Here is a 23623-nt window from a genome sequence, read left to right as displayed (position 1 = left end):
ACAACCCGTACGAAACAGGAGCCCTCGCATGGATCACAGCGGGCACGGCACGACCATGGATCTGCCGCCGTTCACGCTGGGGCGGGGGCTTCAGTGGTCGCCGGAACCGTTCTTCCTCGTGGCCTGCCTGCTGGGGCTCGCACTGTACGGGTGGGGTGTCGTCCGGCTGCGGCGGCGCGGGGACAAGTGGCCGCTCGGGCGGACGGTGTCCTTCGTCGCCGGTGTGCTGACCATCGGGCTGATGCTGTGCACCCGGCTGAACGACTACGGCATGGTCATGTTCAGCGTGCACATGGTGCAGCACATGGTGATCAGCATGCTCTCGCCGATCCTGATCCTGCTCGGCGGCCCGATCACCCTCGCGCTGCGCGCGCTGCCGCCCGCCGCCCGCGGTCACAAGGGGCCGCGCGAGCTGCTGCTGGCGCTGCTGCACAGCCGGTACATGCGGATCATCACGCACCCGGTGTTCACGATCCCGCTGTTCATCGCGAGCCTCTACGCCCTCTACTTCAGCCCTGCCTTCGACTTCCTGATGGGCTCCAAGCCGGGGCACATCGGGATGATGGTCCACTTCCTGGCGGTGGGCCTGGTGTTCTTCTGGCCGATCATCGGCGTGGACCCGGGGCCGCACCGGCCCGGCCATCTGATGCGGATGCTGGAGCTGTTCGCGGGCATGCCCTTCCACGCGTTCTTCGGCATCGCGCTGATGATGGCGTCGACACCGCTGGTCGGCAGCTACGCCGACCCGCCCGCCTCGCTGGGCATCGACGCGCTCTCCGACCAGAACGCGGCGGGCGGGATCGCCTGGGCGTTCAGTGAGATCCCGTCGGTGCTGGTGCTGATCGCGCTGCTGTTCCAGTGGCGCGCGTCGGAGGAGCGTCAGGCCCGACGCTCGGACCGGGCCGCCGACCGCGACGGCGACAAGGAGCTGGAGGCGTACAACGCCTATCTGGCGTCCTTGAACGCGCGCAGCCACTGAGCCGCCGGCACCGCGAAGACATCTACAGCGAACACCTGATCGATTTGGTCCATCGGGTGCGCCGCTCACCCGGGTACCGGAATTCCGGCCCTCATTTCGCCTTGCCCACCGCACCGGCGCCGAACCGGGCACCATGGGAGGGGACGAACCATGAGGAGGGTGTTGCGATGCCCGGTTCTACGGACGGCTCTACGAAGGCGATGGGGGTGCTCACCGTCGGCGGACTGGTCGTGGTGACCGCCTACACAGTGGCGCTCGGCAGCAACGGCTGGCTGTGGTTCGGCTGGGTCGTGCTGGGCCTGATCACCCTGGGGATGGTGGCCACCCGCAGCACCTGAGGTGGTTCACTCGCGGGTGAGACGGCCCGCCGAGTGCACCCCCGGCTGGTACTTCGGCAGCCGGGCGGTGACCTTCATCCCCGCGCCGACGGCGGTCTCGATGACGAGGCCGTAGTCGTCGCCGTAGACCTGCCGCAGCCGGTCGTCGACGTTGGACAGGCCGATACCGCCCGACGGGCTGACCTCCCCGGCGAGGATGCGGCGCAGCAGGTCGGGGTCCATGCCGGCGCCGTCGTCCTCGATCACCACGAGGGCCTCGGCGCCGGCGTCCTGGGCCGTGATGCCGATGCGGCACTTGCCGGCCTTGCCTTCGAGACCGTGCTTCACCGCGTTCTCCACCAGCGGCTGGAGGCAGAGGAAGGGCATGGTGACCGGCAGCACCTCGGGGGCGATCTGGAGCGTGACGGAGAGACGGTCGCCGAAGCGTGCCCGGACCAGCGCCAGGTAGTGGTCGATGGCGTGCAGTTCGTCGGCGAGGGTGGTGAAGTCGCCGTGCCGGCGGAACGAGTAGCGGGTGAAGTCGGCGAACTCCAGCAGCAGCTCACGGGCGCGCTCGGGGTCGGTGCGCACGAACGAGGCGATCACCGCGAGCGAGTTGAAGATGAAGTGCGGGGAGATCTGGGCGCGCAGGGCCTTGATCTCGGCCTCGATGAGCCGGGTGCGCGACTGGTCCAGATCGGCAAGTTCGAGCTGCACGGAGACCCAGCGGGCCACCTCGCCGGCCGCCCGGACCAGCACTGCGGACTCGCGGGGCGCGCAGGCCACCAGGGCGCCGTGCACCCGGTCGTCGACGGTGAGCGGGGCGACCACCGCCCAGCGCAGGGGGCAGTCGGGGGCCTCGCAGGTCAGCGGGAACGCCTCGCCGCGGCCGGTCTCCAGCGGGCCGGTCAGGCGTTCCATGATCTCGGCCCGGTGATGGGCGCCCACACCGTCCCAGGCGAGGACCCTCGTGTCGTCGGTGAGGCACAGGGCGTCCGTGCCGAGCAGGGAGCGCAGCCGGCGGGCGGACTTGCGTGCGGTCTCCCCGGTGAGGCCGGCCCGCAGCGGGGGCGCGGCCAGGGAAGCGGCGTGCAGGGTCTCGAAGGTGGCGTGCTCGACGGGGGTGCCCAGACCGCCGAGGCTCTCCGGGCGGGCGGTGCGCCGGCCCAGCCAGAAGCCCGCGGCGAGCAGCGGGAGCACGGCGACACACAGACCCGCGACGAAACCGCTCATGCCGTCCCCTCCCTCGGGCACCCCGGGGTCCACGAGCGGCCGGTCATGCCTTCACCTCCGCACGCACTTCCTCCGGCAGATGGAACCGCGCGAGGATCGCCGCCGTCCCCGCCGGGACCCGGCTCGCGGTCGCGAGCGACACCAGCACCATCGTGAGGAAGCCCAGAGGCACCGACCACAGCGCCGGCCAGGCGAGCAGCGCGTGCAGCGGACCCGGTCCCGGCAAGCCCGCCATGGTCGCGGCCACGGCGAGGAAGGCGGAACCGCCTCCGACCAGCATCCCGGCCGCCGCGCCCGGCGGGGTCAGCCGCCGCCACCAGATGCCGAGCACCAGCAGCGGGCAGAAGGACGACGCCGACACGGCGAAGGCCAGCCCGACCGCGTCGGCCACCGGCAGCCCCCCGACCAGCACACTGCCGGCGAGCGGCGCGGCCATCGCGAGGACCGTGCCGAGCCGGAAGTGCCGCACGCCCCGTGCGGGCAAGACGTCCTGCGCCAGCACCCCGGCCACCGCCATGGTCAGCCCCGACGCCGTGGACAGGAACGCCGCGAAGGCCCCGCCCGCCACGAGCGCGCCGAGCAGATCGCCGCCGACACCGCCGATCATCCGCTCCGGCAGCAGCAGGACGGCCGCGTCCGCGTCGCCGGTCAGGGTGAGTTCGGGGGCGTAGATACGGCCCAGGGCCCCGTACACCGGGGGCAGCAGGTAGAAGCCGCCGATCAGGGCGAGCACGGCGACCGTCGTACGGCGGGCGGCGACCCCGTGCGGGCTGGTGTAGAAGCGGACGACGACGTGCGGCAGCCCCATGGTGCCGAGGAAGGTGGCGAGGATCAGTCCGTACGTGGCGTACAGCGGGCGGTCCTCGTGGCTCTCCGCCCGGGACGGCGCCATGCCGCCGCCGCTCGCGGAGTCGGCCGTCGGGACGGGCGTGCCCTTGTCGAAGGTGAGGCGGCTGCCCTGCGCGATGCGGTGGGTGCCGGCCGGGAGGTCCAGCCGCCCCTCGTCGTAGGTCCGTCCGTCGACGCTGCCGCTGACCGTCACCGTCAGCGGTCTGTCGAGCTTCAGGTCGAGGGTCTCGTCGACGCGGACGACGCGCTGTTCGCGCAGGGCGGCCGGTTCGTCGAAGGCGTCGCGGGGGGCGCCGTCGCCCTGCCAGGCGAGGACGAGGAAGAGGGCGGGGACCAGCAGGGCGGTGAGCTTGAGCCAGTACTGGAAGGCCTGCACGAAGGTGATGCTGCGCATGCCCCCGGCGGCGACGATGGCCGTGACGACGACGGCGACGATGATCCCGCCGAGCCAGTCGGGCGCCCCGGTCAGGACGGTCAACGTCAGTCCGGCGCCCTGGAGTTGGGGCAGCAGGTACAGCCAGCCGACGCCGACGACGAAGGTGCCCGCGAGCCGTCGTACCGCCGGGGAGGCGAGGCGGGCCTCGGCGAAGTCGGGCAGCGTGTAGGCGCCGGAGCGGCGCAGGGGTGCGGCGACGAAGACGAGGAGCACGAGGTAGCCGGCGGTGTAGCCGACGGGGTACCAGAGCATGTCCGGCCCCTGGACGAGCACCAGTCCCGCGATGCCGAGGAAGGACGCGGCGGAGAGGTACTCGCCGCTGATCGCCGCGGCGTTCAGCCGGGGGCCGACGGTGCGGGAGGCCACGTAGAAGTCGGAGGTGGTCCGGGATATGCGCAGGCCGAAGGCGCCGACGAGGACGGTCGCCACGGCGACCAGGGCGACGGCGGGTACGGCGTATCCGGAGTACATGAGCCTGAGTCCTCTGCGCGGTGCTTGGCGGTCCTCGGGGGTCCTCGGCGGCCCTCGGGGGTCCTGTCGGTCTTCCTGCCGGCCTTGCTGTCAGCGGTCGGCCCGGTCAGCGGTCCTCGACGAGGCGGACGAAGTCGCGTTCGTTGCGTTCGGCGCGGCCGACGTACCAGCGGGCCAGCAGCACCAGCGGCGCGTACAGGCAGAAGCCGAGGACCAGCCACTCCAGGCGGCGGGCGGCGGGCGCGGTCGCGAACACCAGCGGCAGGGGGCCGACGAGCAGGACGAGGACGGCGAACACCGTGAGGGCGGCCCGGAGTTGGGTGCGCATCAGGGAGCGGACGTAGGTGTGGCCGAGGGTGGTCTGCTCGTCGATCTCGGTCTGTGGGCGGTAGTAGCCGGAGGCGCGGCGGGCGCCACGGCGTGGGCCGGTGACGACGACGCGGCGCTCGGTGGGCTCGTGGGGCACCCTCACGTCCTCCTCATCAGCAGGTCCCGCAGCTCGCGCGCGTGGCGGCGGCTGACCTGGAGTTCCTCGGAGCCGACCACGACACTCACCGTGCCCGCGTCCAGGCGGAGTTCGCCGATGTGGCGCAGGGCGACCAGATGGCGGCGGTGGATGCGCACGAAGCCGCGGGAGCGCCAGCGGTCCTCCAGGGTGGACAGCGGGATGCGGACCAGGTGGCTTCCCTTGGCGGTGTGCAGCCGGGCGTAGTCGCCGCGGGCCTCGACGTGCGTGATGTCCTCGACGGCCACGAACCGGGTCACGCCGCCGAGTTCGACGGGTAGGTGGTCGGGGTCGGGCTCGTGCACGGGAATGCGCGGGGCGGTGCCGCGCTGCTCGGCGGCCCGGCGTACGGCCTCGGCGAGGCGTTCCTTGCGCACCGGCTTGAGCACGTAGTCGACCGCCTTGAGGTCGAACGCCTGCACGGCGAAGTCCTCGTGGGCGGTGACGAAGACGACCAGCGGGGGCCGGGCGAAGCCGGTGAGCAGCCGGGCCAGGTCGAGGCCGTCGAGGCCCGGCATGTCGATGTCGAGGAAGACGACGTCGATGGCCTCGGGTCCGGCCGGGCCGGACTCCAGCGCCCGGGTGATCCGGCGGAGCGCCTCGGTCGCGTCGCCGGCGCCCTCGGCGCTGCCGATCCGCGGGTCCGCGTTCAGCAGGAACACGAGTTCCTCCAGGGAGGGACGTTCGTCGTCGACAGCGAGGGCGCGCAGCATGGACGTGGAGTCTAGGAGCAATTCGTACGCCTGCACACGTGCCGGGCGTGGACGTCTCCGCTGGGTACAGTGCCCGCATGAACACCAGGCCCACGTCCTTCGACGAGCTGGACCGGAAGATCATCACCGCGCTGATGGCGAACTCCCGGACGAGCTTCGCCGAGATCGGCGCGGCGATCGGGCTCTCCGCGACCGCGGTGAAGCGCCGGGTGGACCGGCTGCGGGAGAGCGGTGTGATCACCGGGTTCACGGCGACGGTGGAGCCCTCGGCGCTGGGCTGGCGCACGGAGGCCTATGTCGAGGTGTACTGCGAGGGCGCGGCTCCGCCCCGGCGGCTGGCGGAGGTGGTGCGGGGCTATCCCGAGATCGCGGCGGCGATGACCGTGACCGGCGGCGCGGACGCGCTGCTGCATGTGCGGGCACGCGACGTGGAGCACTTCGAGGAGGTGCTGGAGCGGATCCGTACGGAGCCGTTCATCCGCAAGACGATCAGCGTGATGGTGCTGTCCCACCTCCTCCCGGAGAGCCTCGAGGCGGGTGCCAGCCAGCCCGCACCGGAACGCGCACCAGACGTGCGTTGAGATCCGAGAAGACGCAGTGATCCTGCGCGAACACGCAACTCTTGTTGCTTGTCGAGCGTCCACCCCGTTTTCTACCGTGGGATCACCCCAGTCGACATTGCAGGAAGCGGAGGGACCCCTCTGTGCCCGAGAACCGTGTGCCGCGCCGGCGGCGCTTCCTCGTCTGCGAACCCAGACACTTCGCCGTGCAGTACGCGATCAACCCCTGGATGCATCCCGACGTGCAGGTGGACGTCGGTCTGGCCCAGGAGCAGTGGCGGACGCTGGTCCGTGTCTACGAGGACCACGGCCACACGGTCGACACCGTGCCGCCGGTGCCCGGTCTGCCGGACATGGTCTTCGCCGCCAACTCGGCCGTCGTCGTCGACGGCCGTGTCTTCGGCTCCCTCTTCCACGCGCCGGAGCGGCGCCCCGAGTCCACGTACTACGACACCTGGTTCAAGGACGCGGGCTTCGACGTCCATCGTCCGGAGAACGTGTGCGAGGGAGAGGGCGACCTCGTCCCGACGGGCCGTTACGTGCTGGCCGGCACCGGTTTCCGCACCACCCGCGAGGCACATCGCGAGCTGCAGGAGTTCCTGGGCGTGCCGGTGATCTCCCTGACCCTGGTGGACCCGTACCTGTACCACCTCGACACCGCGCTGTTCGTGCTCGACGACGAGAACATCGCGTACTACCCGGAAGCCTTCTCGCCCGGCAGCCGTGAGGTGCTCGCGCGGCTTTACCCGGACGCCGTGCTGGGCACCCGTGAGGACGCGATGACGTTCGGGCTGAACTCCGTCTCCGACGGCCGCAACGTCTTCATCTCACCCCTCGCCGAGGGCCTGGCCGCGCAGCTCGCCGAGCGCGGTTACGTGCCCGTCCCGGTGGACCTGTCCGAGTTCCACAAGGCCGGCGGGGGCATCAAGTGCTGCACCCAGGAGATCCGGGAGATCCGCTCATGACCGCACCCGCCCGTACCCGCGACTCCGCCGAGCTGATCCGCGCCGAGGAGCCGGTGCTCGCGCACAACTACCACCCGCTGCCCGTGGTCGTGGCCCGTGCCGAGGGCGCCTGGGTGGAGGACGTCGAGGGCCGCCGCTACCTCGACATGCTGGCCGGCTACTCGGCCCTCAACTTCGGCCACCGCCACCCGGCCCTGGTCGAGGCGGCCCACCGCCAGCTCGACCGCCTGACGCTGACCTCCCGGGCCTTCCACAACGACCGGCTCGCCGAGTTCGCCGAGCGGCTGGCCGCGCTGACCGGCCTGGACATGGTGCTGCCCATGAACACGGGCGCCGAGGCCGTCGAGAGCGGCATCAAGGTGGCCCGCAAGTGGGCCTACGACGTGAAGGGCGTGCCCGCCGACCGGGCGACGATCGTGGTGGCCGCGGACAACTTCCACGGCCGGACGACGACGATCGTGAGCTTCTCGACGGACGAGACGGCGCGGACGGGTTTCGGTCCGTTCACGCCGGGCTTCCGCGTCGTGCCGTACAACGACCTCGCCGCGCTGGAGGCGGCGATCGACGAGACGACGGCGGCGGTGCTGATCGAGCCGATCCAGGGCGAGGCCGGCGTCGTCATCCCGGACGACGGCTATCTGACGGGCGTGCGCGAGCTGACACGGCGTGAGGGATGCCTGTTCGTCGCGGACGAGATCCAGTCGGGCCTCGGCCGTACGGGCCGCACGCTGGCCGTGGAGCACGAGGGCGTCGTCCCCGACGTGCTGCTGCTCGGCAAGGCCCTGGGCGGGGGCATCGTGCCGGTCTCCGCGGTGGTCGCCCGCCGCGAGGTGCTCGGCGTGCTGCGACCGGGTGAGCACGGTTCGACCTTCGGCGGCAACCCGCTGGCCGCCGCGGTCGGCACGGCGGTCGTCGAGCTGCTGGAGACCGGCGAGTTCCAGCGCCGGGCCACGGAGCTGGGCGTGGTGCTGCGGGACGGCCTCGAAGAGCTGGTGGGCAAGGGCGTCGTCGGCTTCCGGGCCCGGGGACTGTGGGCGGGCGTCGACATCGACCCCGCGATCGGCACCGGGCGCGAGATCAGCGAACGCCTGATGCGCGAGGGTGTCCTGGTGAAGGACACGCACGGCTCGACGATCCGGATCGCCCCGCCGCTGACCGTCACCGGCGAGGAGCTGCGGTCGGCGCTGGGCACGCTGGGAACGGTGCTGGGACAGTCCTGAGCGGCGGCGCGGCCTGGGCGGGACGGCGTCCCGCGCTCCCGCCCAGGCCGCCTTTCCCCCGTCCGCCCGACCCCGCGCACGGCTCCCACCAGGGCACCCGCAGGCGAGCCTCCCCGTCCGTCCCTCGGACGGTGGCCGTCCCACGGGGCAGCTCCGCCCCCGCAGGGGTGAAGATGGGGACAAGTGGTGGTAGACCACTCTCAGCGACAGAGAGGTCAACCGGTGGGCACATTCGAGGAGCGCGACGTCGAGCGTCGGCCGTTCGACGTGGCGGACGCCGCTCCCGTGCTGCTCGACGCCCACGGCGTCGTGACCAGCTGGACCAGTGACGCCCAGCGCCTCCTGGGGTACGAACCGGGGGAGGCCGTCGGTCGCGGCTTCGGCGAACTGCTGACCGCCGAGGACGCCACACGCGTGCCGCGGCTGGTCGAGCGGTGCCGCAGGGAAGACGGCTGGACCGGGCTGCTGACCGCCCTGCGCGAGGACGGCTCCCCGGTCCGCGTGATGGTCCGGGTCACCCCGGCGCTGGAGACGCAGGGCCCGTCGCGCTGGCTGGTGCTGATGTCGGAACTCGCGGAGGCCCCCGGCTGGGACATGAGCCGCGACATGCTGGAACAGATGGTGGACCGGTCCCCCGTGGGCATAGCGATCGTCGACACCGACCTTCGCTATGTGTGGTCGAACAACGCCCTCGCGCAGTTCGGTGGCGGCCCGCCGAGCCGGCGGCTGGGGCTGCGGCTGGCCGACATCCAGCCGGGCCTGGACACCGAGGCGATCGAGGCGCAGATGCGGCACGTGGTGGCGACCGGGGAGTCGGTCGCCGGCTACGAACTCGTGGGCCACGTACGTGCCGCCCCGTTCCGCGAGACCGCGCACATGATGTCGTTCACCCGGCTCGACGACGGCCACGGCCACCCCGTGGGCGTGTACTACACCGTCCTCGACATCACCGACCGGCACCGCGACCGCCAGCGCCTCGCGCTGCTCGACCGGGCCGGCGAGCGCATCGGCCGCACCCTCGACATCACGCTCACGGCCCAGGAGCTGGCCGACGTGGCGGTGCCGGACCTGGCCGACTTCGTGACCGTGGACCTGCTCGAGTCCGTGCTGCACGGCGGGGAACCGGAACCCGGCACCCCGCGCGACACGGAGCGGGTGCCACTGCGCCGCGCGGGCCAGCGTTCGCTCGACCGGACCGTCACCGAGGCAGCCGTCGGCATCGGCGAGGTGGCGACGTACCTGACCGGCTCACCGCCGATCCGCTCGCTGACGACGGGCATGCCCTGGCTGGGGGCCCGGCTCGACCCGCTCGCCGAGGAGTGGGCCGCCGACGCACCCGGCGCACGCCGGTCGATCTTCCTGGAGCTCGGCCTGCACAGCGCGATGATCGTGCCGATCCGCGCGCGGGGCGTCACTCTCGGCGTCACCACGTTCTTCCGGCGCCGCCGGCACGAGCCGTTCGACGAGGGCGACCTGAGTCTGGCCGAGGACCTCGTCTCCCGGGCGGCCGTCTGCGTCGACAACGCCCGGCGCTACACCCGTGAGCGGGACGCGGCCCTGGTGCTGCAGCGCAGCCTGCTGCCGCACCGGCTCGCCGAGCAGGAGGCCGTGGAGGTGACGGCCTGCTACCGGCCGGCCGACGAGCTGACGGGCCTCGGCGGGGACTGGTACGACCTGATCCCGCTGTCGGGGGCGCGGGTCGCGCTCGTGGTGGGCGAGGTGGCGGGGCACGGCATCGCCGCCGCCGCGGCCATGGGGCGGCTGCGGACCGCCGTACGGACCCTCGCGGCGCTGGACCTGTCGCCCGAGGAGGTGCTCGGGCATCTCGACGACCTGGTGGCGATGGGCGCGCCCGAGGAGGGTGTCGTGCCGGACGCGGGCGGGATCGACCGCGGCCACGGCGCCCCGCAGGGCGGCGACGGGACCGGCGGCTCGGAGTCCGTCGGATCCGGCTGCCTGTACGTCGTCTACGACCCGGTCGACGGCCGGTGCACCATGGCGGCGGCCGGGCACCCCGCACCGGCGGTCATCGGGGCGGACGGCAAGGTGGTGTTCGTGGAACTGCCGCAGGGACCCGCCCTCGGCGTGGGCGGGCCGCCGTTCGAGTCGGTGGAGGTGTCGCTGGCCGCGGGCAGCACGCTCGTGCTGCACACCGACGGGCTGCTGGTCGGCGACGACGAGGTGTGGGCGGTCGACATCGGCCGGGACCGGCTGCGCGGGGCACTGGAGCGGTCCGAGCCCTCGCTGGACAGGCGCTGCAGGGCGGTGGTCGACGCGCTGGTGCCCTCCCGCCCGCACGACGACGTGGCCCTGCTGCTGGCGCGCACCAGGCTGCTCAGCTCGGAGCAGGTGGCGACCTGGGAGCTGCCCGTGGACCCGGTCGTGGTCGCGGACGCCCGCAAGGCGGCCTGCCGACAGCTGTCGGCCTGGGGTCTGGACGAGTTGGCCTTCACCACCGAACTGGTGGTCAGCGAGCTGGTCACCAATGTGATCCGGCACGCCGTCGGCCCCATCCGGCTGCGGCTGATCAGGGCGGCGACCCTGGTCTGCGAGGTGTTCGACAACGGCGCCACCGCACCGCACCTGCGCCATCCGCGCACCACGGACGAGGGCGGGCGCGGACTGCTGCTGGTGTCGCAGCTGACCCAGCGGTGGGGCACCCGGTTCGTCCCCGACGGCAAGGTCATCTGGGCGGAGCAGCCGCTGACCGGCCTGCCGGACTGACGCGGGAGGCCGCGCGCCGCCTCGGTGCCGCGCCCCCGGCCGGCGGCCTCGTCCGCCGGGCCGGCACCGCCTGCGTTCCTCTCCGGTGCCGGGGACCGGCCGGGCCTTCGTCACCTCGCCCTCGGCGATCAGGCGGGCCTCCTCCTGGTGGAGGCGGTCTGCCATGACTGGGGAGTCGGAACCGCCCCGAACGGCACGGGACGCGTGGTCAGAGCCGACGTGACGACGAACCCCGCCGCCCCCGTCCCACCCGCCCCCGCGGCACGACCGTCTCCGCCTGCCGATCCCACCCCACCTCCCCACGCGCCTCGGCCATGACGCCGTGGGCACCTCACCGGCGCACGGCGAGAGCATCCTGGAGGCGCTCCCCCGCGTCGGCTGCGTCTTCACCGACGACCGGCACTGGTGGTGGGTCGTCCCCTCCGGATCGCACCTCGGGATCACCTGGCCCCCGAGCACCACGTACGTGATCGGCGCCCGGATGGGCGACCCGTCCTGGACGGCGTCCCGCCCGCGGCCGGGAACGAGCAACCCGCGCCTGCTCCACGCCCCCGTGGACGGCTCGCCGTACACCCCTCCCCTACCGCTGTATTTCCTCACCTGCCGCCTCACCGGCAGCAGCCCCCGCTGGTCACTCGGCGAGGCGGACCGACGCACCACCGGTACGACGTACTCCCCCGACGTCGTACCGGTTTCCCACCCTCCCGCCCGCGCCTACACTGACACCTCACGACGTGCTGGTTGACCTGCGAGAACGCCGCGGGACGCAGAACCTACGGAGTGAGGAGCCACCCGTTGTTCTACTACGTGCTCAAATACGTCCTTCTCGGGCCGTTGCTCAGACTGCTCTTCCGGCCCCGGATCGAGGGTCTGGAGCATGTGCCGGCATCGGGTGCGGCGATCGTCGCGGGCAACCATCTGTCGTTCTCGGACCACTTCCTGATGCCGGCGATCCTCAAGCGCCGCATCACCTTCCTGGCGAAGGCGGAGTACTTCACCGGCCCCGGCATCAAGGGCCGGCTGACCGCGACGTTCTTCCGCAGCGCCGGGCAGATCCCGGTCGACCGCTCCGGCAAGGACGCCGGCCAGGCCGCGATCCGCGAGGGCCTCGGGGTGCTGAGCAAGGACGAACTGCTCGGCATCTACCCGGAGGGCACCCGCTCGCACGACGGACGCCTCTACAAGGGCAAGGTCGGGGTCGCGGTGATGGCCCTCAAGGCCGGGGTCCCGGTCATCCCGTGCGCGATGATCGGCACCTTCGAGGCGCAGCCGCCGGGCAAGGTCGTGCCCCGGCTCCACCCCGTGGTGATCCGCTTCGGCACGCCCCTGGACTTCTCCCGCTACGCCGGCATGGAGAACGAGAAGGCCGTCCTGCGCGCCATCACCGACGAGATCATGTACGCCATCCTGATGCTGTCCGAGCAGGAGTACGTCGACCGGTACGCGGCCGTCGTCAAGGCGGAGGAGTCACAGAAGGCGGAGCAGCGCGAACGCAGGTTCCGCCGCAACCCGCTGCGTTGACGCCCTCCGCGCGGCTCCTGCCGTGCAGTGCCCGTTGACATCGCTGTCGCTCTGCTCTGCTCTGCTCTGCTCTGCTCTGCTCTGCTCTGCTCTCAGCCGAACCTGCTGGCCCGCTCGTTCGTCGCGGCCCTACGGTCGTCTCATGAGACGTGCTGTGGTGATCGGAGCGACAGGACAGATCGGGCGCCCGGCGGTTCGGGCACTCGCACGGGACGGCTGGGAGGTGACGGCCGCGTCCCGGGGCGGCGGACGGGACGCGACCTGGCCCTCCCCCGTGCGGGCGGAACGGCTCGACCGCGGCGACGACGCGGCGCTGGCCGCGCTGATCGGCGACGACTGCGACCTCGTGGTCGACGTGGTCGCCTACGGGGCCGAGCACGCCCGTCAACTGACCGGGCTGGCCGGACGGATCGGCTCGGCCGTGGTGATCTCCAGTGTGGCGGTGTACGAGGACGACAAGGGCCGCGGCTTCGACACCCAGGAGGAACCGGACGGCTTTCCCCGGTACCCCGTGCCCCTGCCCGAGAGCCTGCGCACGGTGACGCCCGGCGAAGCCTCGTACAGCACCCGCAAGGCGGCTCTGGAACGGGAACTGCTGGCGGCCGGCGACCTGTTGCCCACCACCCTGCTGCGCGCGGGCGCCGTCCACGGCCCGCACTGCCGCACGCCCCGCGAGCTGTACTTCGTCAAACGCAACCTGGACGGCCGCGCCCCGCGGGTCCTCGCCTACGGCGGCCGCAGCCGTTTCCACCCGGTGAGCGTGCACACCCTGGCCGAACTGATCCGCCTCGCCGCGGCCCGCCCCGGTTCGCGTGTCCTCAACGCCTGTGACGACGAGGCGCCGACGGTGCTGGAGATCGCGGACGCGATCGACGCCGTGATGGGTGTCGAAACGGAGACGGTCCTGGTCGACGGTCCGCCGCCGGCCCCGACGGTGGGCGACACCCCCTGGTCGGTTCCGGCGCCGGTGGTGTGCGACATGTCGGCGGCGGAGCGGGAGCTGGGCCACCGACCCGTGGTCCGGTATGCCGAGACGCTCCCGGAGACGGTCGAGTGGATCGAGCGCCGGCTGTCGGGGCGGGACTGGCGCGAGGCGTACCCGAAGATGTTCCAGACCTACGGCGACCTCTTCGACTACGCCGCCGAGGACGCCTGGTTCGACGAGGGCCGGCCGGCCGGCCACGGCACCGCATGACCGACGCCCGCGCCGGACGTCAGCCGAGCGACGCCAGGACCTCGTCCAGCGTCCGCCGCAGGCTCAGCGCGTCCGGCGCGACGGCGGTCACCAGCGCCGCCGGTCCGGCGAGGGGCAGCACCGCCGCGCCCTCCCCGACGGTCCGGGCCGTGACGGCGCGTCGCGCGAACTCCGGTCGCACGAGCAGCAGTTGACCGACGGCACGATGACCTCCGAGCCCGGCGGGACCGTCCCAGCCGCCCGGTGCGCCCGGGCCGCAGGACAGCTCCTGGTCGAGGACGGTCCGCCCGGCGATGCGCACGGACAGCCGGCTGGTGAGCCGCCCTGGTTCCTCACCCGCGCGTCCGAGCACCTGCTCCTCGCGCAGGAGGAGTCGGGCCGCGGCGCCGAGGTCGGCCCGGATACGCACCCGCAGGTCGCTGCCACGTGCGGAGATCAACTGTTCCGGCAGCCAGTGCAGTTCGCCCCCGTCGGCCACGTCCAGGCGGACGTCGTGACGGGCTTCGCCCTTGGCCTGCCCGGGCAGCGCGAGGGTGGCGGCGGGGGACCCGACACGCAGCCGGGCCCCCTCCGCCACGCCCACCTCGACCGTGAAGCGGTCGCCTCCGAGGGGTCCGCTCATCGCGCCGACCAGCATCACGTGGGCCTCCCCGGCGCTCCCCCGGGTCCGGCGCGGCGCCAGCGGCCCCTCCCCCGCCAGTACCGGCAGCGCCGTACCGCCGCGTCCGTCGGCGCGGGCGACGATCCGGGCGGTGGCGCGTACTCCGGTCGCCGTCGCGCTCATGCCGTCCACGCGGCGAGCCGCCCGCGCACCCACTCGGCCACGTCCCGCACGCCGTTGTCGGAACGCAGCGACTGGAACACGACGGGCAGTTCGGCGCGCTGAGCCTTCGCGTCCGCGGCCATCCGGGCCAGGTCGGAGCCGACGTACGGGGCGAGGTCGGTCTTGTTGACGACGAGCAGGTCGGCGGTGGTGACCCCGGGGCCGCCCTTGCGCGGGATGTCGTCGCCTCCGGCCACGTCGATCACGAAGACCTGCGCGTCGACGAGGCCCTTGGAGAAGGTGGCGGTGAGATTGTCCCCACCGGACTCGACCAGGACCAGGTCGAGCGCCCCGACCTCGTCCTCCAGGTCCTCCACCGCTTCGAGATTGGCGGAGATGTCGTCCCGGATGGCCGTGTGCGGACAGGCCCCCGTTTCCACGGCGGTGATCCGCTCCGGTGGCAGCACGGCTTCCCGCAGCAGGAACTCGGCGTCCTCGCGGGTGTAGATGTCGTTCGTGACGACGGCGAGGGAGACCTCGTCACGCAGCGCGCGGCAGAGCGCGGCGACGGTCGCGGTCTTCCCTGATCCGACAGGGCCGCCGAGCCCGATCCGCAGGGCCCGCCGGCGCCCGTCGGGCCGCCGGGCGTCGGCGCTGACGGCGGCGGGGCCGTGGTGGGTGTGATCAAGGTGCATGACACAAGCTCCTTCTGTAGCTACTTGGCTCGTCAGCGCCTCAGCGCCCTGGCGCCCTGGCGCCCTGGCGCCCTGGCGCCCTGGCGCCCCGGCAACTTGGCTCCCCGGCAACTTGGCGGCTCGGCAACTCGGCGATTCGGCGCCTCAGTGACTCGGTACCTCAGTGACTTGGCGCCTCGGTGACTTGGCGCCTCGGTGACTTGGTGCCTCAGCGCCTTCTGCGGCCGGCCCGGCGGAACCCTCACGAGGCGAACAACCGCACCGGCCTGCCCGCGTGTACCTGCGCCCCGATCTCCAGCAGCGGCGCCGATCCGGCGGGCAGCGCGTCGACCCCCTCCTCGTCGACCTCCCGGGCCGCCTCCTCCGCCCGCGCCGCGACCCGGTCGACCTCCGGCGCCAGCCGGGCCAGCACCCCGGTCGCCTCGAACGGATCCAGGCTCAGCAGCCGCACCGTCGCACCGGCCGGCCCGCTCACGCAGTCGTACGCCGCGCAGTGGGCCGCGTCGAGGGCCCCGAGCCCCGCCGCCCGCGCCACCAGCCCCAGCACCACCGGCTGGTGCGCCCCCTTGGGGAACGTCCGTGCCACGGCCTCCAGCTCGTCGGACGGCCAGGTGGCGCGCGCGGCGCGCAGCAACTGCCGTCCCAGCCTGCGCGCCGCGAGCCGCAGCGCCGGAGACGGTGCGCGCGCGTCGGCGGCACCGTCCAGTTCCTCGGGATCGGCACCGAGCGCCGCCGCGGCGGCGAGGGACGCCGACACCAGCCCCGTCGTGTGCAACCGGCCCCGGCAGAACTCCTCCAGGCTCGCCGCACCCGTGACCCGGCCCGCCTCGACCGCGGCCTCGGCCCCGCCGGAGTGCGCGTGCCCCCCGGCGGGGAAGCGGCCGTCGGCCAGCAGGAGCAGAGCCGCCCGTGACATCGCAGCTCCCGTCTCAGAAGAGGAAGTAGCGCTGGGCCATGGGCAGTTCGGCGGCCGGTTCCGCCTCGACCAGCTCACCGTCGATCCGCACGGCGAAGCTGTCGGGGTCGATGCGCACCTCGGGCCGGGCGTCGTTCTCCCGCATGTCGGCCTTGGTCACCCCGCGGGTCGAGTCGATGGCGGCGAACCGCTTGCCGAGCCCGAGCCGCTCCGGCAGCCCGTCCTCGACGGCCGCCGGAGCCACGAAGTTGACCGAGTTGGCGGCCGGTGCCCGCCCGATCGCTCCGTACATGGGCCGGGGCAGGATCGGCTGCGGAGTCGGGATCGAGGCGTTGGCGTCGCCCATCTGCGCGTACGCGATCTGCCCGCCCTTGATGACGAGGAGCGGCTTGACGCCGAAGAACGCCGGTTCCCAGAGCACGAGGTCGGCGAGTTTCCCGGTCTCCACCGAGCCGACCTCCCGCGCCAGTCCTTGCGCCAGCGCGGGGTTGATCGTGTATTTGGCGACATAGCGACGCACTCGGTGGTTGTCCGCCCGTCCGTCACCGGGCAGCGCGCCGCGCCGCCGCTTCATCACGTGCGCGGTCTGCCAGGTCCGCAGCACGACCTCACCGACCCGCCCCATGGCCTGCGAGTCCGACGAGATGATCGAGATCGCGCCCAGGTCGTGCAGTATGTCCTCCGCCCCGATGGTGGACGGCCGGATCCGGGACTCCGCGAAGGCCAGGTCCTCGGGCACCGCCGGGTTGAGGTGGTGGCACACCATCAGCATGTCGAGGTGTTCCTCGGTGGTGTTGACGGTGAACGGCCGAGTCGGGTTCGTGGAACTCGGCAGCACGTACGGCTCGGAGACCACGCTCATGATGTCGGGCGCGTGCCCTCCCCCGGCGCCCTCGGTGTGGTAGGCGTGGATGCCTCGCCCGGCGATCGCGGCCAGCGTGTCGCCGACGAACCCGGCCTCGTTCAGGGTGTCGGTGTGGATGGCGACCTGGATGCCGGTGCGTTCGGCGACGGTCAGCGCGGCGTCGATCACGGCCGGTGTGGAGCCCCAGTCCTCGTGCAGCTTCAGGCCGAGGGCGCCGCCGCGGATCTGCGAGAGCATCGCCTCGTGGGAGACGGTGTTGCCCTTGCCGAGGAAGCCGATGTTGAGCGGGTACTGCTCCATCGCCTCCAGCATCCGCGCCAGATGCCACGGGCCGGGCGTGACAGTGGTCGCCTTGGAGCCCTCGGCGGGCCCGGTGCCGCCGCCGACGAGGGTCGTGATGCCCGACGCCAGCGCCTCGTCGGCGATCTGCGGGCAGATGAAGTGGACATGGGCGTCGATGGCCCCGGCGGTCAGGACGCGCCCGTTGCCGGCGATGACCTCGGTCTCCGGTCCGACGACCAGGTCCGGATGCACCCCGTCCATGGTGTCGGGGTTACCTGCCTTGCCGATCCCGGTGATCCGGCCGTCGCGCATACCGACGTCGGCCTTGACGATCCCCCAGTGATCGACGATCACGGCTCCCGTGATGACGGTGTCGGGCGTGCCGTCCGCGCGCGTGGCACGCGACTGCCCCATCGACTCGCGGATGACCTTGCCACCGCCGAACACCGCCTCGTCGCCGGCGCGTCCGGGTCCGCCGCTACGGTCCTCCTCGATCTCGATGAGCAGATCGGTGTCGGCCAGCCGGATGCGGTCACCGGTCGTCGGGCCGAAGAGGTCGGCATAGGCGGTACGCGAGATCTCAGGCATCGAGGGCACCTCCGGTCTCCCCGCGCAGCCCGGGCACCACGCGGGCGCCGGCGAGCGGGACGAGTTCGACGTCGACGGGGATGCCGGGCTCGAAGCGCACGGCCGTCCCGGCGGCGACGTTGAGCCGCTTGCCGCGCGCCGCGGCGCGGTCGAACTCCAGGCCGGGGTTGGCCTCGGCGAAGTGGTAGTGCGAGCCGACCTGGACGGGGCGGTCCGCGGTGTTGAGCACGCTGAGGCGGGTGACCTCGCGCCCCAGGTTGTAGACGATCGGACCGTCGGCGAAGAGGATCTCTCCGGGGATCATCGAGGCCCCCTCACACGATCGGGTCGTGGACGGTGACGAGTTTGGTGCCGTCCGGGAAGGTCGCCTCGACCTGCACGTCGTGGATCATCTCGGCGATGCCCTCCATGACGTCGTCCCGGGTGAGCAGCTCGCGCCCCGAAGCCATCAGTTCGGCGACCGTACGGCCGTCCCGCGCGCCTTCGAGGAGGTGCGAGGTGATGAGGGCGACGGCCTCGGGGTGATTCAGCTTCAGGCCCCGGGCGCGGCGCTTCTCCGCCACGTCGGCCGCCACGTGGATGAGCAGCCTCTCCTGCTCGTGCGGGGTCAGTTGCACGTCCCACCTCACCTCCTCGCGCCGGGCCGTGCGGGGCCCGGCTGCCGCACCCACCGGCGAAGACCCTGGTGGCGTGGAGCGGCAGGCTAGTTGGCACGAGTTTCGTGCACGTTAACCAAGTTGTGATCCGCGTGTCGCGGCGCCCTTGGCCAAGGCCGTCGACCGTCAGGCTCACCCGGGCGCGGCAAGCGCCCGGCCGAGGGGCGTCGCAGGAGGACCGTGCGCCCGGCCGAGGGGCGTCGCAGGAGGACCGTGCGCCCTACCGAGGGCGTCGCGCAGGACCGTGCGCCCCAGTGGCGCGGGTCGTCGCGCAGGACCGTGCGCCCCACGGGCGCGGGTCGTCGTCCCACCGCGCTCCGACAGGTGCGGCAGTGCTGATCCACCCGTCGTCGACGCGGTTCGCCGGGCGTCATGACAGAGCGTGCGCACGGGAGTTGAAACGGACCAAAAGGGGTACCGCCGTCCGGATGACCTTCACCTCCCTTTCCGGGGCCCTTGCGGTTGCGCAACGCGAGCTGCCTCGGGGCGGAATGAGACGTTCCCTCGCTGGTCCGGGGTGGCGTGGCACCCTTGACACCCGTTCGCACAAGGGGCTGTCCACCCGAACGGGTGAGTGGTGAGTAACGCCACAAATTCCCGGTTGCGTTGGGATTTTCGCACTTCGGTGAGTCAAGATCCCTGACTGACGACAAGACCCCGCCGCCGCGGCGGGGCGATCCGGGCGGACGCCGAGTCCTGCCGCCGTCCGGATGACCGGTCGACAGGAGTGGATCGGCAGGAGTGGAGGACCCGAGCACGACGGGTCGCCGGAGACCAGTCTCCGAGTGTCCCTTGGGGTGAAGCCGTAGCAACGCGGCCGGGCAACTTCGCCAGCCCGAATCCGACAGGTCATCCTTCACAGGCGGCTGACGAAGGGTTGCGCATGACCGCGCTCAATCGTGTCCCGTCGCTGATGGTCCGTGCCGGTACGGCCTCGGCCCTCACCCTCGCCGCGGTGGGCGGCTCCGTCGTGGCTCCGGGGTTCGCCTCGGAGGCAGTGGCCGCCACGCCGGCCACGAAGGCACTCCAGATCGCCGCCTCGAAGAAGGGCTCCCCTTACCGGTGGGGCGCCACCGGGCCGCGCAGGTTCGACTGCTCCGGGCTGACGCTCTACTCGTTCAAGAAGGCGGGCAAGAAGCTGCCCCGCACGGCCGCCCAGCAGTACAACAAGACCCGCCACATCGGCGCCAAGAGCCGCAAGGCCGGTGACCTCGTGTTCTTCCACTCGGGATCGAACGTCTACCACGTGGGGATCTACGCCGGGAAGGGGAAGATCTGGCACGCGCCGAAGACCGGTGACGTGGTGAGGCTCCAGAAGATCTGGACCAAGAGCGTCTGGTACGGCCGGGTCAAGTGATCCCCGGGTGGCGGTGGCGGCGCCCGGAGGGGACGCCGCCGCCCCGCCCGTGACGCGGGCTCGGACGGCCAGGACACCAGGTCGCGCCGAGAGACGTCGGCGCGGCGCCCGCGACGCCCCGGGGCCGGTGCGAGGCGCTGCGCGGGCGGCGCGGGCGGGTCGGCCCCGGGTCGGGGCTCCGGCAGGAAGCCGTACGAGGCCGTCTTACGGCCCCGTACGGCCGACGGAGCCCGGAGGGAGAGGTGCGCCGCCGGTCGAGTGCGGAGCCCGGGACGGCACGGGACCGAGGCCACCGGCTCGACGTGGAGCCCGGGACGCTACTGGGACGGCAGCGGCACGGCGCCGGGGCCGTCGTTCGATGGCGGGCGCGGTGTGGCCCGCGTCCGGTGGGCGGGGCGCCCCGGCGGCTGACGCGTTCCGCGCCCTCGTGCGGGGCTCCGCCGCCCGAACCGGACAGCCCACGCCCGGGTCCACCCCCTCCATCGCCCGTGGCGCCTCGGCCGACCTGTGCGGGACCTCCCGGGGGCCTGCCGGTACGGGGTCGAGTCCACGCCGTAGCCGGCACGGCGCGTAGGCCGGGGAGGAGTCTCGGGCACCCGGCGCCGCTCGTCGGCGCGTCCGGCACATCCGCCCGGCCGGGCACCGCACGCCCACCCGGTCCCGACGTCCACGGACCACCTCGCCACCCCCGCGGCGCCCACCACCGCCAGACCGCGGGCCGACCACCCGCCCGACCGCGGCGCCCACCAACCGCCAGACATGCGCTGCGGCCCCGCCCTCGGACGCGCTACGGCTCCTGCGGGCCCGCCAGGCGGACCGGGCGGGCCGGGCGGACCGGTACCGTCCAGGGAAGCTCGATGGAGACCGTCTTGCCGCCCTCGCGGGTCGGGCGGACTCTGAGACGGCCGCCGCACTCGGCCGCGAGCCAGCGGATGATGACCATGCCGCGGCCGTTGTCCTGCTGGACGGCGGCCGGGAGCCTTTTGGGGAAGCGTGGGTGACTGTCGGTCACCCCGATGCGGAGCTGCTCGTCGCGGTCGAGCCGCATCGCGACCGTGAAGGTGGGTGACTGACCGAAGGTGTGCTGGACGGCGTTGGTGGCGAGTTCGGAGATGATGAGCCTGATCGTGTCGGCGACCTCGGTCTCCGGTGGCAGGCCCCATTCCGCCAGGGTGCTGACCACATAGGTGCGGGCGGTGGAGACCGAGGCGGGTTCGCTCGGCAGAGTGACGGATGCTTCCAGTTGGTCTGCCATGGCGACGTCGTCCCTTTCCCACGGGACCGTAGTCCGACACGGAGCGGATGGTTCGAGTACGGTCCCGGACTGGTGCTTCTTCGCCAGACTGCCACTCAAAGCCCGGTAGCGGTGGCGATCCACCAAGATATGCATATATCTGTCGCTCGAAGCGGTGAACTCTGCGACGGCAGAGCGTATTTGGGCGGCCCGGAAGGAGTAGGGAGTAGCCCATGCAGTACGGTCCCGCGGTGCGCCGCCGGAAACTGGGCGCCGAACTACGCACACTGCGAGGCCGCGCGGGCCTCACAAGCGGTGAGGCGGCCCGGCTGGTGGGATGGCACCAGTCGAAAGTGAGCCGTATCGAGACCGGCGCCAGCGGCGTGAAACCGGCCGATGTGCGGTTGCTCCTGGACGCCTACGGGGTCGACGACGCACAACTGAGGGAGCTGCTGCTGGCGTTGGCGGGGTCCGGCGACGGCCACGGCCGCGACCACTGGTGGCACGCCTACAGAGGGGTGCTGCCGCCCACCTACCGGGACTTCATCAGCCTGGAGTCGCAGGCGGGCGCCATGCGCACCCTGGAGACCTCCGTCGTACCGGGCCTGCTCCAGACCCCCGAGTACGCCCGCGCCGTGACCCGCGCGGCGGTGGAGGGCCTGGACGAGGACCGCCTCGACGCGCTGGTGGAGGTACGGCTGGCCAGGCAGGACGTGCTCCGTTCGCAGCCTCCCCTGGTGCTGAGCGCGGTGCTCGACGAGGCCGTGCTGCGCCGGGAGGTCGGCGGCCCGGAGGTGATGGCGCGCCAGCTGGAGCGGCTCCTGGAGGCCGCCCGTCTGCCCCAAGTGCGGCTCCAGGTGCTGCCCTTCGCCGCGGGGGCGCACATCGGCGTCACCGGGCCTTTCGTTATCTTCTCATTTTCGCGCACTTCTGATCTGGATGTTGTGGTTCTAGACCACTTGACGAGTAGCCTCTACCTCGAAAGGAAAGAAGACGTAGAGGCCTACACCGAGGCCTTCAACGCCCTTCAGTTCCACGCCCTTTCGCCCGAGGAATCGTTGGACTACATCGCCGGGATAGGTGACGGCGCGTAAGGAGGCACCATGACCGCACTGCCTCGGAACGTACCTTCCAGCACTCAACTGCTCGGTGTGCACTGGCTGCGCAGCAGCCACAGCACCGGCGCCAACAACTGCGTCGAGACAGCCCGGCCGGCCCTGGGCCCGTGGGCCGGACTGCTCGCCGTACGCGACTCCAAGGACCCGGCCGGACCCGCGCTGCTCTTCTCCCCCGAGAGCTGGGCGGGGTTCACGGCTCATCTCTGACAGGGTCCTGACGGCATTCGTACTCGCCCTCACCTGATCGTGTGGGATCACCCCTGATCAGTTCCGAACAGCGCGATGCACGGCCCTGGTTCGCCGACTCATGGTCGCGTGTCGCCGACGACTCGTACAGCGCGTTCGATCTGGTCCCCGGAGAGATCCGCGCGGGCCGTCAGCCGCAGCCGGGAGATGCCGTCGGGCACGGAAGGAGGCCGGAAGCAGCCCACGGCGAGCCCCTCGGCGCGGCAGTCGGCCGCCCAGCGCACGGCGCTCTCCGGGGACGGCGCGCGCACGGAGACGACCGCGGCGTCCGGCCGTACCGCCTCCAGGCCAAGAGCCGTCAGCCGGCTGTGCATCTCGCCCGCCACCGCGCGCGCCCTGGCCGCCCGCTGCGGCTCCTCGCGGAGCAGCCGCAGCGCCGCCAGTGCCGCACCCGCGGCGGCGGGAGCCAGACCGGTGTCGAAGATGAACGTCCTGGCCGCGTTGACCAGATGGTCGATCACGCGCGCCGGGCCCAGCACCGCGCCGCCCTGACTGCCCAGCGACTTCGACAGGGTGACCGTGACGACCACGTCGTCCGCGCCCGCGAGGCCCGCCGCGTGGGGCGCGCCCCGGCCGCCCTCGCCGAGCACCCCGAGGCCGTGCGCGTCGTCCACGACCAGCCCGGCGCCGCTCGCGCGGCACACCTGGGCCAGTGCGCCGAGGGGGGCCTGGTCCCCGTCGACCGAGAAGACCGTGTCGGACACGGCGAGCGCCGGTCCGTCGTGCGTGTGCAGCGCCTTGCGCACCGCCTCCGGGTCGGCGTGCGCGACGACCTGCGTGGCGCCCCGGGCCAGCCGGCAGCCGTCGATGAGCGAAGCGTGGTTTCCCGCGTCGGAGACGATCAGCGAGCCGTGCGGCGCCAGTGCGGTCACCGCGGCGAGGTTGGCGGCGTAACCGGAGGAGAAGACGAGTGCCGCCTCGAAGCCGCAGAAGGCCGCCAGTTCGTGTTCGAGTTCCGTGTGCAGTGCGGTGGTGCCGGTGACCAGGCGGGAGCCGGTCGCCCCACCGCCCCACGTCCGGGCCGCCCGCGCGGCGCCCTCGACGACCTCCGGATGCCGGGCCAGACCCAGGTAGTCGTTGCTCGCCAGGTCCAGCAGCGGCGAGTCGGCCGGGCGGGGGCGCAGGGTCCGTACGAGTCCGGCGCCCCGGCGCAACTCCGCCTGCTCGTCGATCCAGCCGAACGCCATGGGGTCCGTCCTCCGGTGTTTTTGTAGG

Annotated in this window: 24 protein-coding genes and 1 riboswitch; of the genes, 12 read left to right on the top strand and 12 right to left on the bottom strand. The window is 72.5% G+C overall.

The annotated features are described in order from the left end of the window. The first annotated feature begins 28 nt into the window (after positions 1 to 28). Positions 29 to 979 (top strand): cytochrome c oxidase assembly protein, encoded by a 951-nt coding sequence (locus ACWCPM_RS10585; RefSeq protein WP_450975754.1) that lies wholly within the window; start codon positions 29 to 31, stop codon positions 977 to 979. A 167-nt stretch (positions 980 to 1146) separates the two neighbouring features. Continuing rightward, on the top strand, positions 1147 to 1317 hold the full coding sequence (locus tag ACWCPM_RS10580) for a hypothetical protein (protein WP_141310231.1): 171 nt from the start codon (positions 1147 to 1149) through the stop codon (positions 1315 to 1317). A gap of 6 nt (positions 1318 to 1323) precedes the next feature. Here ACWCPM_RS10580 and ACWCPM_RS10575 read toward each other — a convergent pair whose 3' ends face one another. The 4 genes from ACWCPM_RS10575 to ACWCPM_RS10560 form a co-directional block, all read right to left on the bottom strand. After that, positions 1324 to 2529 carry a sensor histidine kinase gene (locus ACWCPM_RS10575; RefSeq protein ID WP_450975753.1) on the bottom strand — a complete coding sequence of 402 codons (1206 nt, stop codon included), beginning with the start codon at positions 2527 to 2529 and terminating at the stop codon, positions 1324 to 1326. 43 nt (positions 2530 to 2572) lie between these two features. Further along, entirely contained in the window at positions 2573 to 4285 is a 1713-nt protein-coding gene (locus tag ACWCPM_RS10570) for a sodium/solute symporter (RefSeq protein ID WP_450975752.1), read from the bottom strand. A gap of 106 nt (positions 4286 to 4391) precedes the next feature. Then, on the bottom strand, positions 4392 to 4751 hold the full coding sequence (locus ACWCPM_RS10565; RefSeq protein ID WP_450975751.1) for a hypothetical protein: 360 nt from the start codon (positions 4749 to 4751) through the stop codon (positions 4392 to 4394). Between the two features lie 2 nt (positions 4752 to 4753). Then, positions 4754 to 5503 (bottom strand): LytR/AlgR family response regulator transcription factor, encoded by a 750-nt coding sequence (locus ACWCPM_RS10560; RefSeq protein ID WP_450975750.1) that lies wholly within the window; start codon positions 5501 to 5503, stop codon positions 4754 to 4756. Positions 5504 to 5580: 77 nt separating this feature from the next. Between ACWCPM_RS10560 and ACWCPM_RS10555 the strand changes: the two genes are divergently transcribed. From ACWCPM_RS10555 to ACWCPM_RS10525, 7 genes are all read left to right on the top strand, one after another. Beyond that, the gene (locus ACWCPM_RS10555) at positions 5581 to 6084 is read left to right on the top strand and encodes an Lrp/AsnC family transcriptional regulator (protein WP_450975749.1); all 504 of its coding nucleotides are present in this window, start codon (positions 5581 to 5583) and stop codon (positions 6082 to 6084) included. A 122-nt stretch (positions 6085 to 6206) separates the two neighbouring features. Next, positions 6207 to 7028, top strand: a complete 822-nt coding sequence (gene ddaH / locus ACWCPM_RS10550; protein ID WP_450975748.1) for a dimethylargininase — start codon at positions 6207 to 6209, stop codon at positions 7026 to 7028. After that, positions 7025 to 8248: an ornithine--oxo-acid transaminase gene (gene rocD / locus ACWCPM_RS10545; protein ID WP_450975747.1), complete on the top strand. Its 1224-nt coding sequence runs from the start codon at positions 7025 to 7027 to the stop codon at positions 8246 to 8248. Before ddaH ends, rocD begins: the two co-directional genes overlap by 4 nt. Positions 8249 to 8470: 222 nt before the next feature. After that, positions 8471 to 10972, top strand: coding sequence for a SpoIIE family protein phosphatase (locus ACWCPM_RS10540; protein WP_450975746.1), 2502 nt, complete (start codon positions 8471 to 8473; stop codon positions 10970 to 10972). Between the two features lie 322 nt (positions 10973 to 11294). Next, positions 11295 to 11717, top strand: a complete 423-nt coding sequence (locus tag ACWCPM_RS10535; RefSeq protein ID WP_450975745.1) for a hypothetical protein — start codon at positions 11295 to 11297, stop codon at positions 11715 to 11717. A gap of 50 nt (positions 11718 to 11767) precedes the next feature. After that, the gene (locus ACWCPM_RS10530) at positions 11768 to 12493 is read left to right on the top strand and encodes a lysophospholipid acyltransferase family protein (RefSeq protein ID WP_450975744.1); all 726 of its coding nucleotides are present in this window, start codon (positions 11768 to 11770) and stop codon (positions 12491 to 12493) included. A 142-nt stretch (positions 12494 to 12635) separates the two neighbouring features. Further along, positions 12636 to 13688 carry an NAD-dependent epimerase/dehydratase family protein gene (locus ACWCPM_RS10525; RefSeq protein ID WP_450975743.1) on the top strand — a complete coding sequence of 351 codons (1053 nt, stop codon included), beginning with the start codon at positions 12636 to 12638 and terminating at the stop codon, positions 13686 to 13688. 19 nt (positions 13689 to 13707) lie between these two features. On the opposite strand, the gene ACWCPM_RS10520 is transcribed toward ACWCPM_RS10525, so the two are convergent. From ACWCPM_RS10520 to ACWCPM_RS10495, 6 genes are all read right to left on the bottom strand, one after another. Beyond that, entirely contained in the window at positions 13708 to 14472 is a 765-nt protein-coding gene (locus ACWCPM_RS10520) for an urease accessory protein UreD (protein WP_450975742.1), read from the bottom strand. After that, the gene (ureG, locus tag ACWCPM_RS10515; protein WP_450975741.1) at positions 14469 to 15146 is read right to left on the bottom strand and encodes an urease accessory protein UreG; all 678 of its coding nucleotides are present in this window, start codon (positions 15144 to 15146) and stop codon (positions 14469 to 14471) included. The genes ACWCPM_RS10520 and ureG overlap by 4 nt, the downstream gene beginning before the upstream one ends. A gap of 241 nt (positions 15147 to 15387) precedes the next feature. Then, positions 15388 to 16062: an urease accessory protein UreF gene (locus tag ACWCPM_RS10510; RefSeq protein WP_450975740.1), complete on the bottom strand. Its 675-nt coding sequence runs from the start codon at positions 16060 to 16062 to the stop codon at positions 15388 to 15390. A 13-nt stretch (positions 16063 to 16075) separates the two neighbouring features. Beyond that, positions 16076 to 17797: an urease subunit alpha gene (locus ACWCPM_RS10505; protein WP_450975739.1), complete on the bottom strand. Its 1722-nt coding sequence runs from the start codon at positions 17795 to 17797 to the stop codon at positions 16076 to 16078. Beyond that, entirely contained in the window at positions 17790 to 18101 is a 312-nt protein-coding gene (locus ACWCPM_RS10500; RefSeq protein ID WP_450975738.1) for an urease subunit beta, read from the bottom strand. The genes ACWCPM_RS10505 and ACWCPM_RS10500 overlap by 8 nt, the downstream gene beginning before the upstream one ends. A gap of 10 nt (positions 18102 to 18111) precedes the next feature. Then, positions 18112 to 18414: an urease subunit gamma gene (locus tag ACWCPM_RS10495; RefSeq protein ID WP_450975737.1), complete on the bottom strand. Its 303-nt coding sequence runs from the start codon at positions 18412 to 18414 to the stop codon at positions 18112 to 18114. A gap of 729 nt (positions 18415 to 19143) precedes the next feature. Continuing rightward, a riboswitch (cyclic di-AMP (ydaO/yuaA leader) is annotated at positions 19144 to 19333 on the top strand. A 3-nt stretch (positions 19334 to 19336) separates the two neighbouring features. On the opposite strand from ACWCPM_RS10495, the gene ACWCPM_RS10490 reads away from it, so the two are divergent. Then, the gene (locus ACWCPM_RS10490; RefSeq protein ID WP_450975736.1) at positions 19337 to 19810 is read left to right on the top strand and encodes a C40 family peptidase; all 474 of its coding nucleotides are present in this window, start codon (positions 19337 to 19339) and stop codon (positions 19808 to 19810) included. Between the two features lie 787 nt (positions 19811 to 20597). On the opposite strand, the gene ACWCPM_RS10485 is transcribed toward ACWCPM_RS10490, so the two are convergent. Continuing rightward, complete coding sequence (locus ACWCPM_RS10485) at positions 20598 to 21065, bottom strand: ATP-binding protein (protein ID WP_450975735.1); 468 nt, start codon at positions 21063 to 21065, stop codon at positions 20598 to 20600. A gap of 212 nt (positions 21066 to 21277) precedes the next feature. Here ACWCPM_RS10485 and ACWCPM_RS10480 point away from each other — a divergent pair, with 212 nt between their 5' ends. Continuing rightward, positions 21278 to 22138, top strand: a complete 861-nt coding sequence (locus tag ACWCPM_RS10480; RefSeq protein ID WP_450975734.1) for a helix-turn-helix domain-containing protein — start codon at positions 21278 to 21280, stop codon at positions 22136 to 22138. 9 nt (positions 22139 to 22147) lie between these two features. Further along, a complete protein-coding gene (locus ACWCPM_RS10475; protein ID WP_450975733.1) occupies positions 22148 to 22369 on the top strand; it encodes a DUF397 domain-containing protein in 222 nt (73 codons plus the stop codon). Positions 22370 to 22467: 98 nt separating this feature from the next. Here the strand turns inward: ACWCPM_RS10475 and ACWCPM_RS10470 are convergent, their stop codons facing one another. Continuing rightward, complete coding sequence (locus ACWCPM_RS10470) at positions 22468 to 23595, bottom strand: 8-amino-7-oxononanoate synthase (protein WP_450975732.1); 1128 nt, start codon at positions 23593 to 23595, stop codon at positions 22468 to 22470. Between the last annotated feature and the right edge of the window lie 28 nt (positions 23596 to 23623).

The organism is Streptomyces sp. NPDC002309 (assembly GCF_053593375.1).
Note: the sequence above shows the minus strand (reverse complement) of the source record. Positions and strands in the feature narration are given on the sequence as shown.

Excerpts from the sequence above, each read along its gene's own strand:
- ACWCPM_RS10585 (WP_450975754.1), top strand. The coding sequence starts at position 29 with ATGGATCACAGCGGGCACGGCACGACCATGGATCTGCCGCCGTTCACG.
- ACWCPM_RS10505 (WP_450975739.1), bottom strand. The coding sequence starts at position 17,797 with ATGCCTGAGATCTCGCGTACCGCCTATGCCGACCTCTTCGGCCCGACG.
- rocD (WP_450975747.1), top strand. The coding sequence starts at position 7,025 with ATGACCGCACCCGCCCGTACCCGCGACTCCGCCGAGCTGATCCGCGCC.
- ACWCPM_RS10475 (WP_450975733.1), top strand. The coding sequence starts at position 22,148 with ATGACCGCACTGCCTCGGAACGTACCTTCCAGCACTCAACTGCTCGGT.
- ACWCPM_RS10485 (WP_450975735.1), bottom strand. The coding sequence starts at position 21,065 with ATGGCAGACCAACTGGAAGCATCCGTCACTCTGCCGAGCGAACCCGCC.
- ACWCPM_RS10480 (WP_450975734.1), top strand. The coding sequence starts at position 21,278 with ATGCAGTACGGTCCCGCGGTGCGCCGCCGGAAACTGGGCGCCGAACTA.
- ACWCPM_RS10575 (WP_450975753.1), bottom strand. The coding sequence starts at position 2,529 with ATGAGCGGTTTCGTCGCGGGTCTGTGTGTCGCCGTGCTCCCGCTGCTC.
- ACWCPM_RS10500 (WP_450975738.1), bottom strand. The coding sequence starts at position 18,101 with ATGATCCCCGGAGAGATCCTCTTCGCCGACGGTCCGATCGTCTACAAC.
- ACWCPM_RS10570 (WP_450975752.1), bottom strand. The coding sequence starts at position 4,285 with ATGTACTCCGGATACGCCGTACCCGCCGTCGCCCTGGTCGCCGTGGCG.
- ACWCPM_RS10555 (WP_450975749.1), top strand. The coding sequence starts at position 5,581 with ATGAACACCAGGCCCACGTCCTTCGACGAGCTGGACCGGAAGATCATC.
- ACWCPM_RS10490 (WP_450975736.1), top strand. The coding sequence starts at position 19,337 with ATGACCGCGCTCAATCGTGTCCCGTCGCTGATGGTCCGTGCCGGTACG.
- ACWCPM_RS10520 (WP_450975742.1), bottom strand. The coding sequence starts at position 14,472 with ATGAGCGCGACGGCGACCGGAGTACGCGCCACCGCCCGGATCGTCGCC.
- ACWCPM_RS10580 (WP_141310231.1), top strand. The coding sequence starts at position 1,147 with ATGCCCGGTTCTACGGACGGCTCTACGAAGGCGATGGGGGTGCTCACC.
- ACWCPM_RS10560 (WP_450975750.1), bottom strand. The coding sequence starts at position 5,503 with ATGCTGCGCGCCCTCGCTGTCGACGACGAACGTCCCTCCCTGGAGGAA.
- ureG (WP_450975741.1), bottom strand. The coding sequence starts at position 15,146 with ATGCACCTTGATCACACCCACCACGGCCCCGCCGCCGTCAGCGCCGAC.
- ACWCPM_RS10525 (WP_450975743.1), top strand. The coding sequence starts at position 12,636 with ATGAGACGTGCTGTGGTGATCGGAGCGACAGGACAGATCGGGCGCCCG.
- ACWCPM_RS10510 (WP_450975740.1), bottom strand. The coding sequence starts at position 16,062 with ATGTCACGGGCGGCTCTGCTCCTGCTGGCCGACGGCCGCTTCCCCGCC.
- ACWCPM_RS10470 (WP_450975732.1), bottom strand. The coding sequence starts at position 23,595 with ATGGCGTTCGGCTGGATCGACGAGCAGGCGGAGTTGCGCCGGGGCGCC.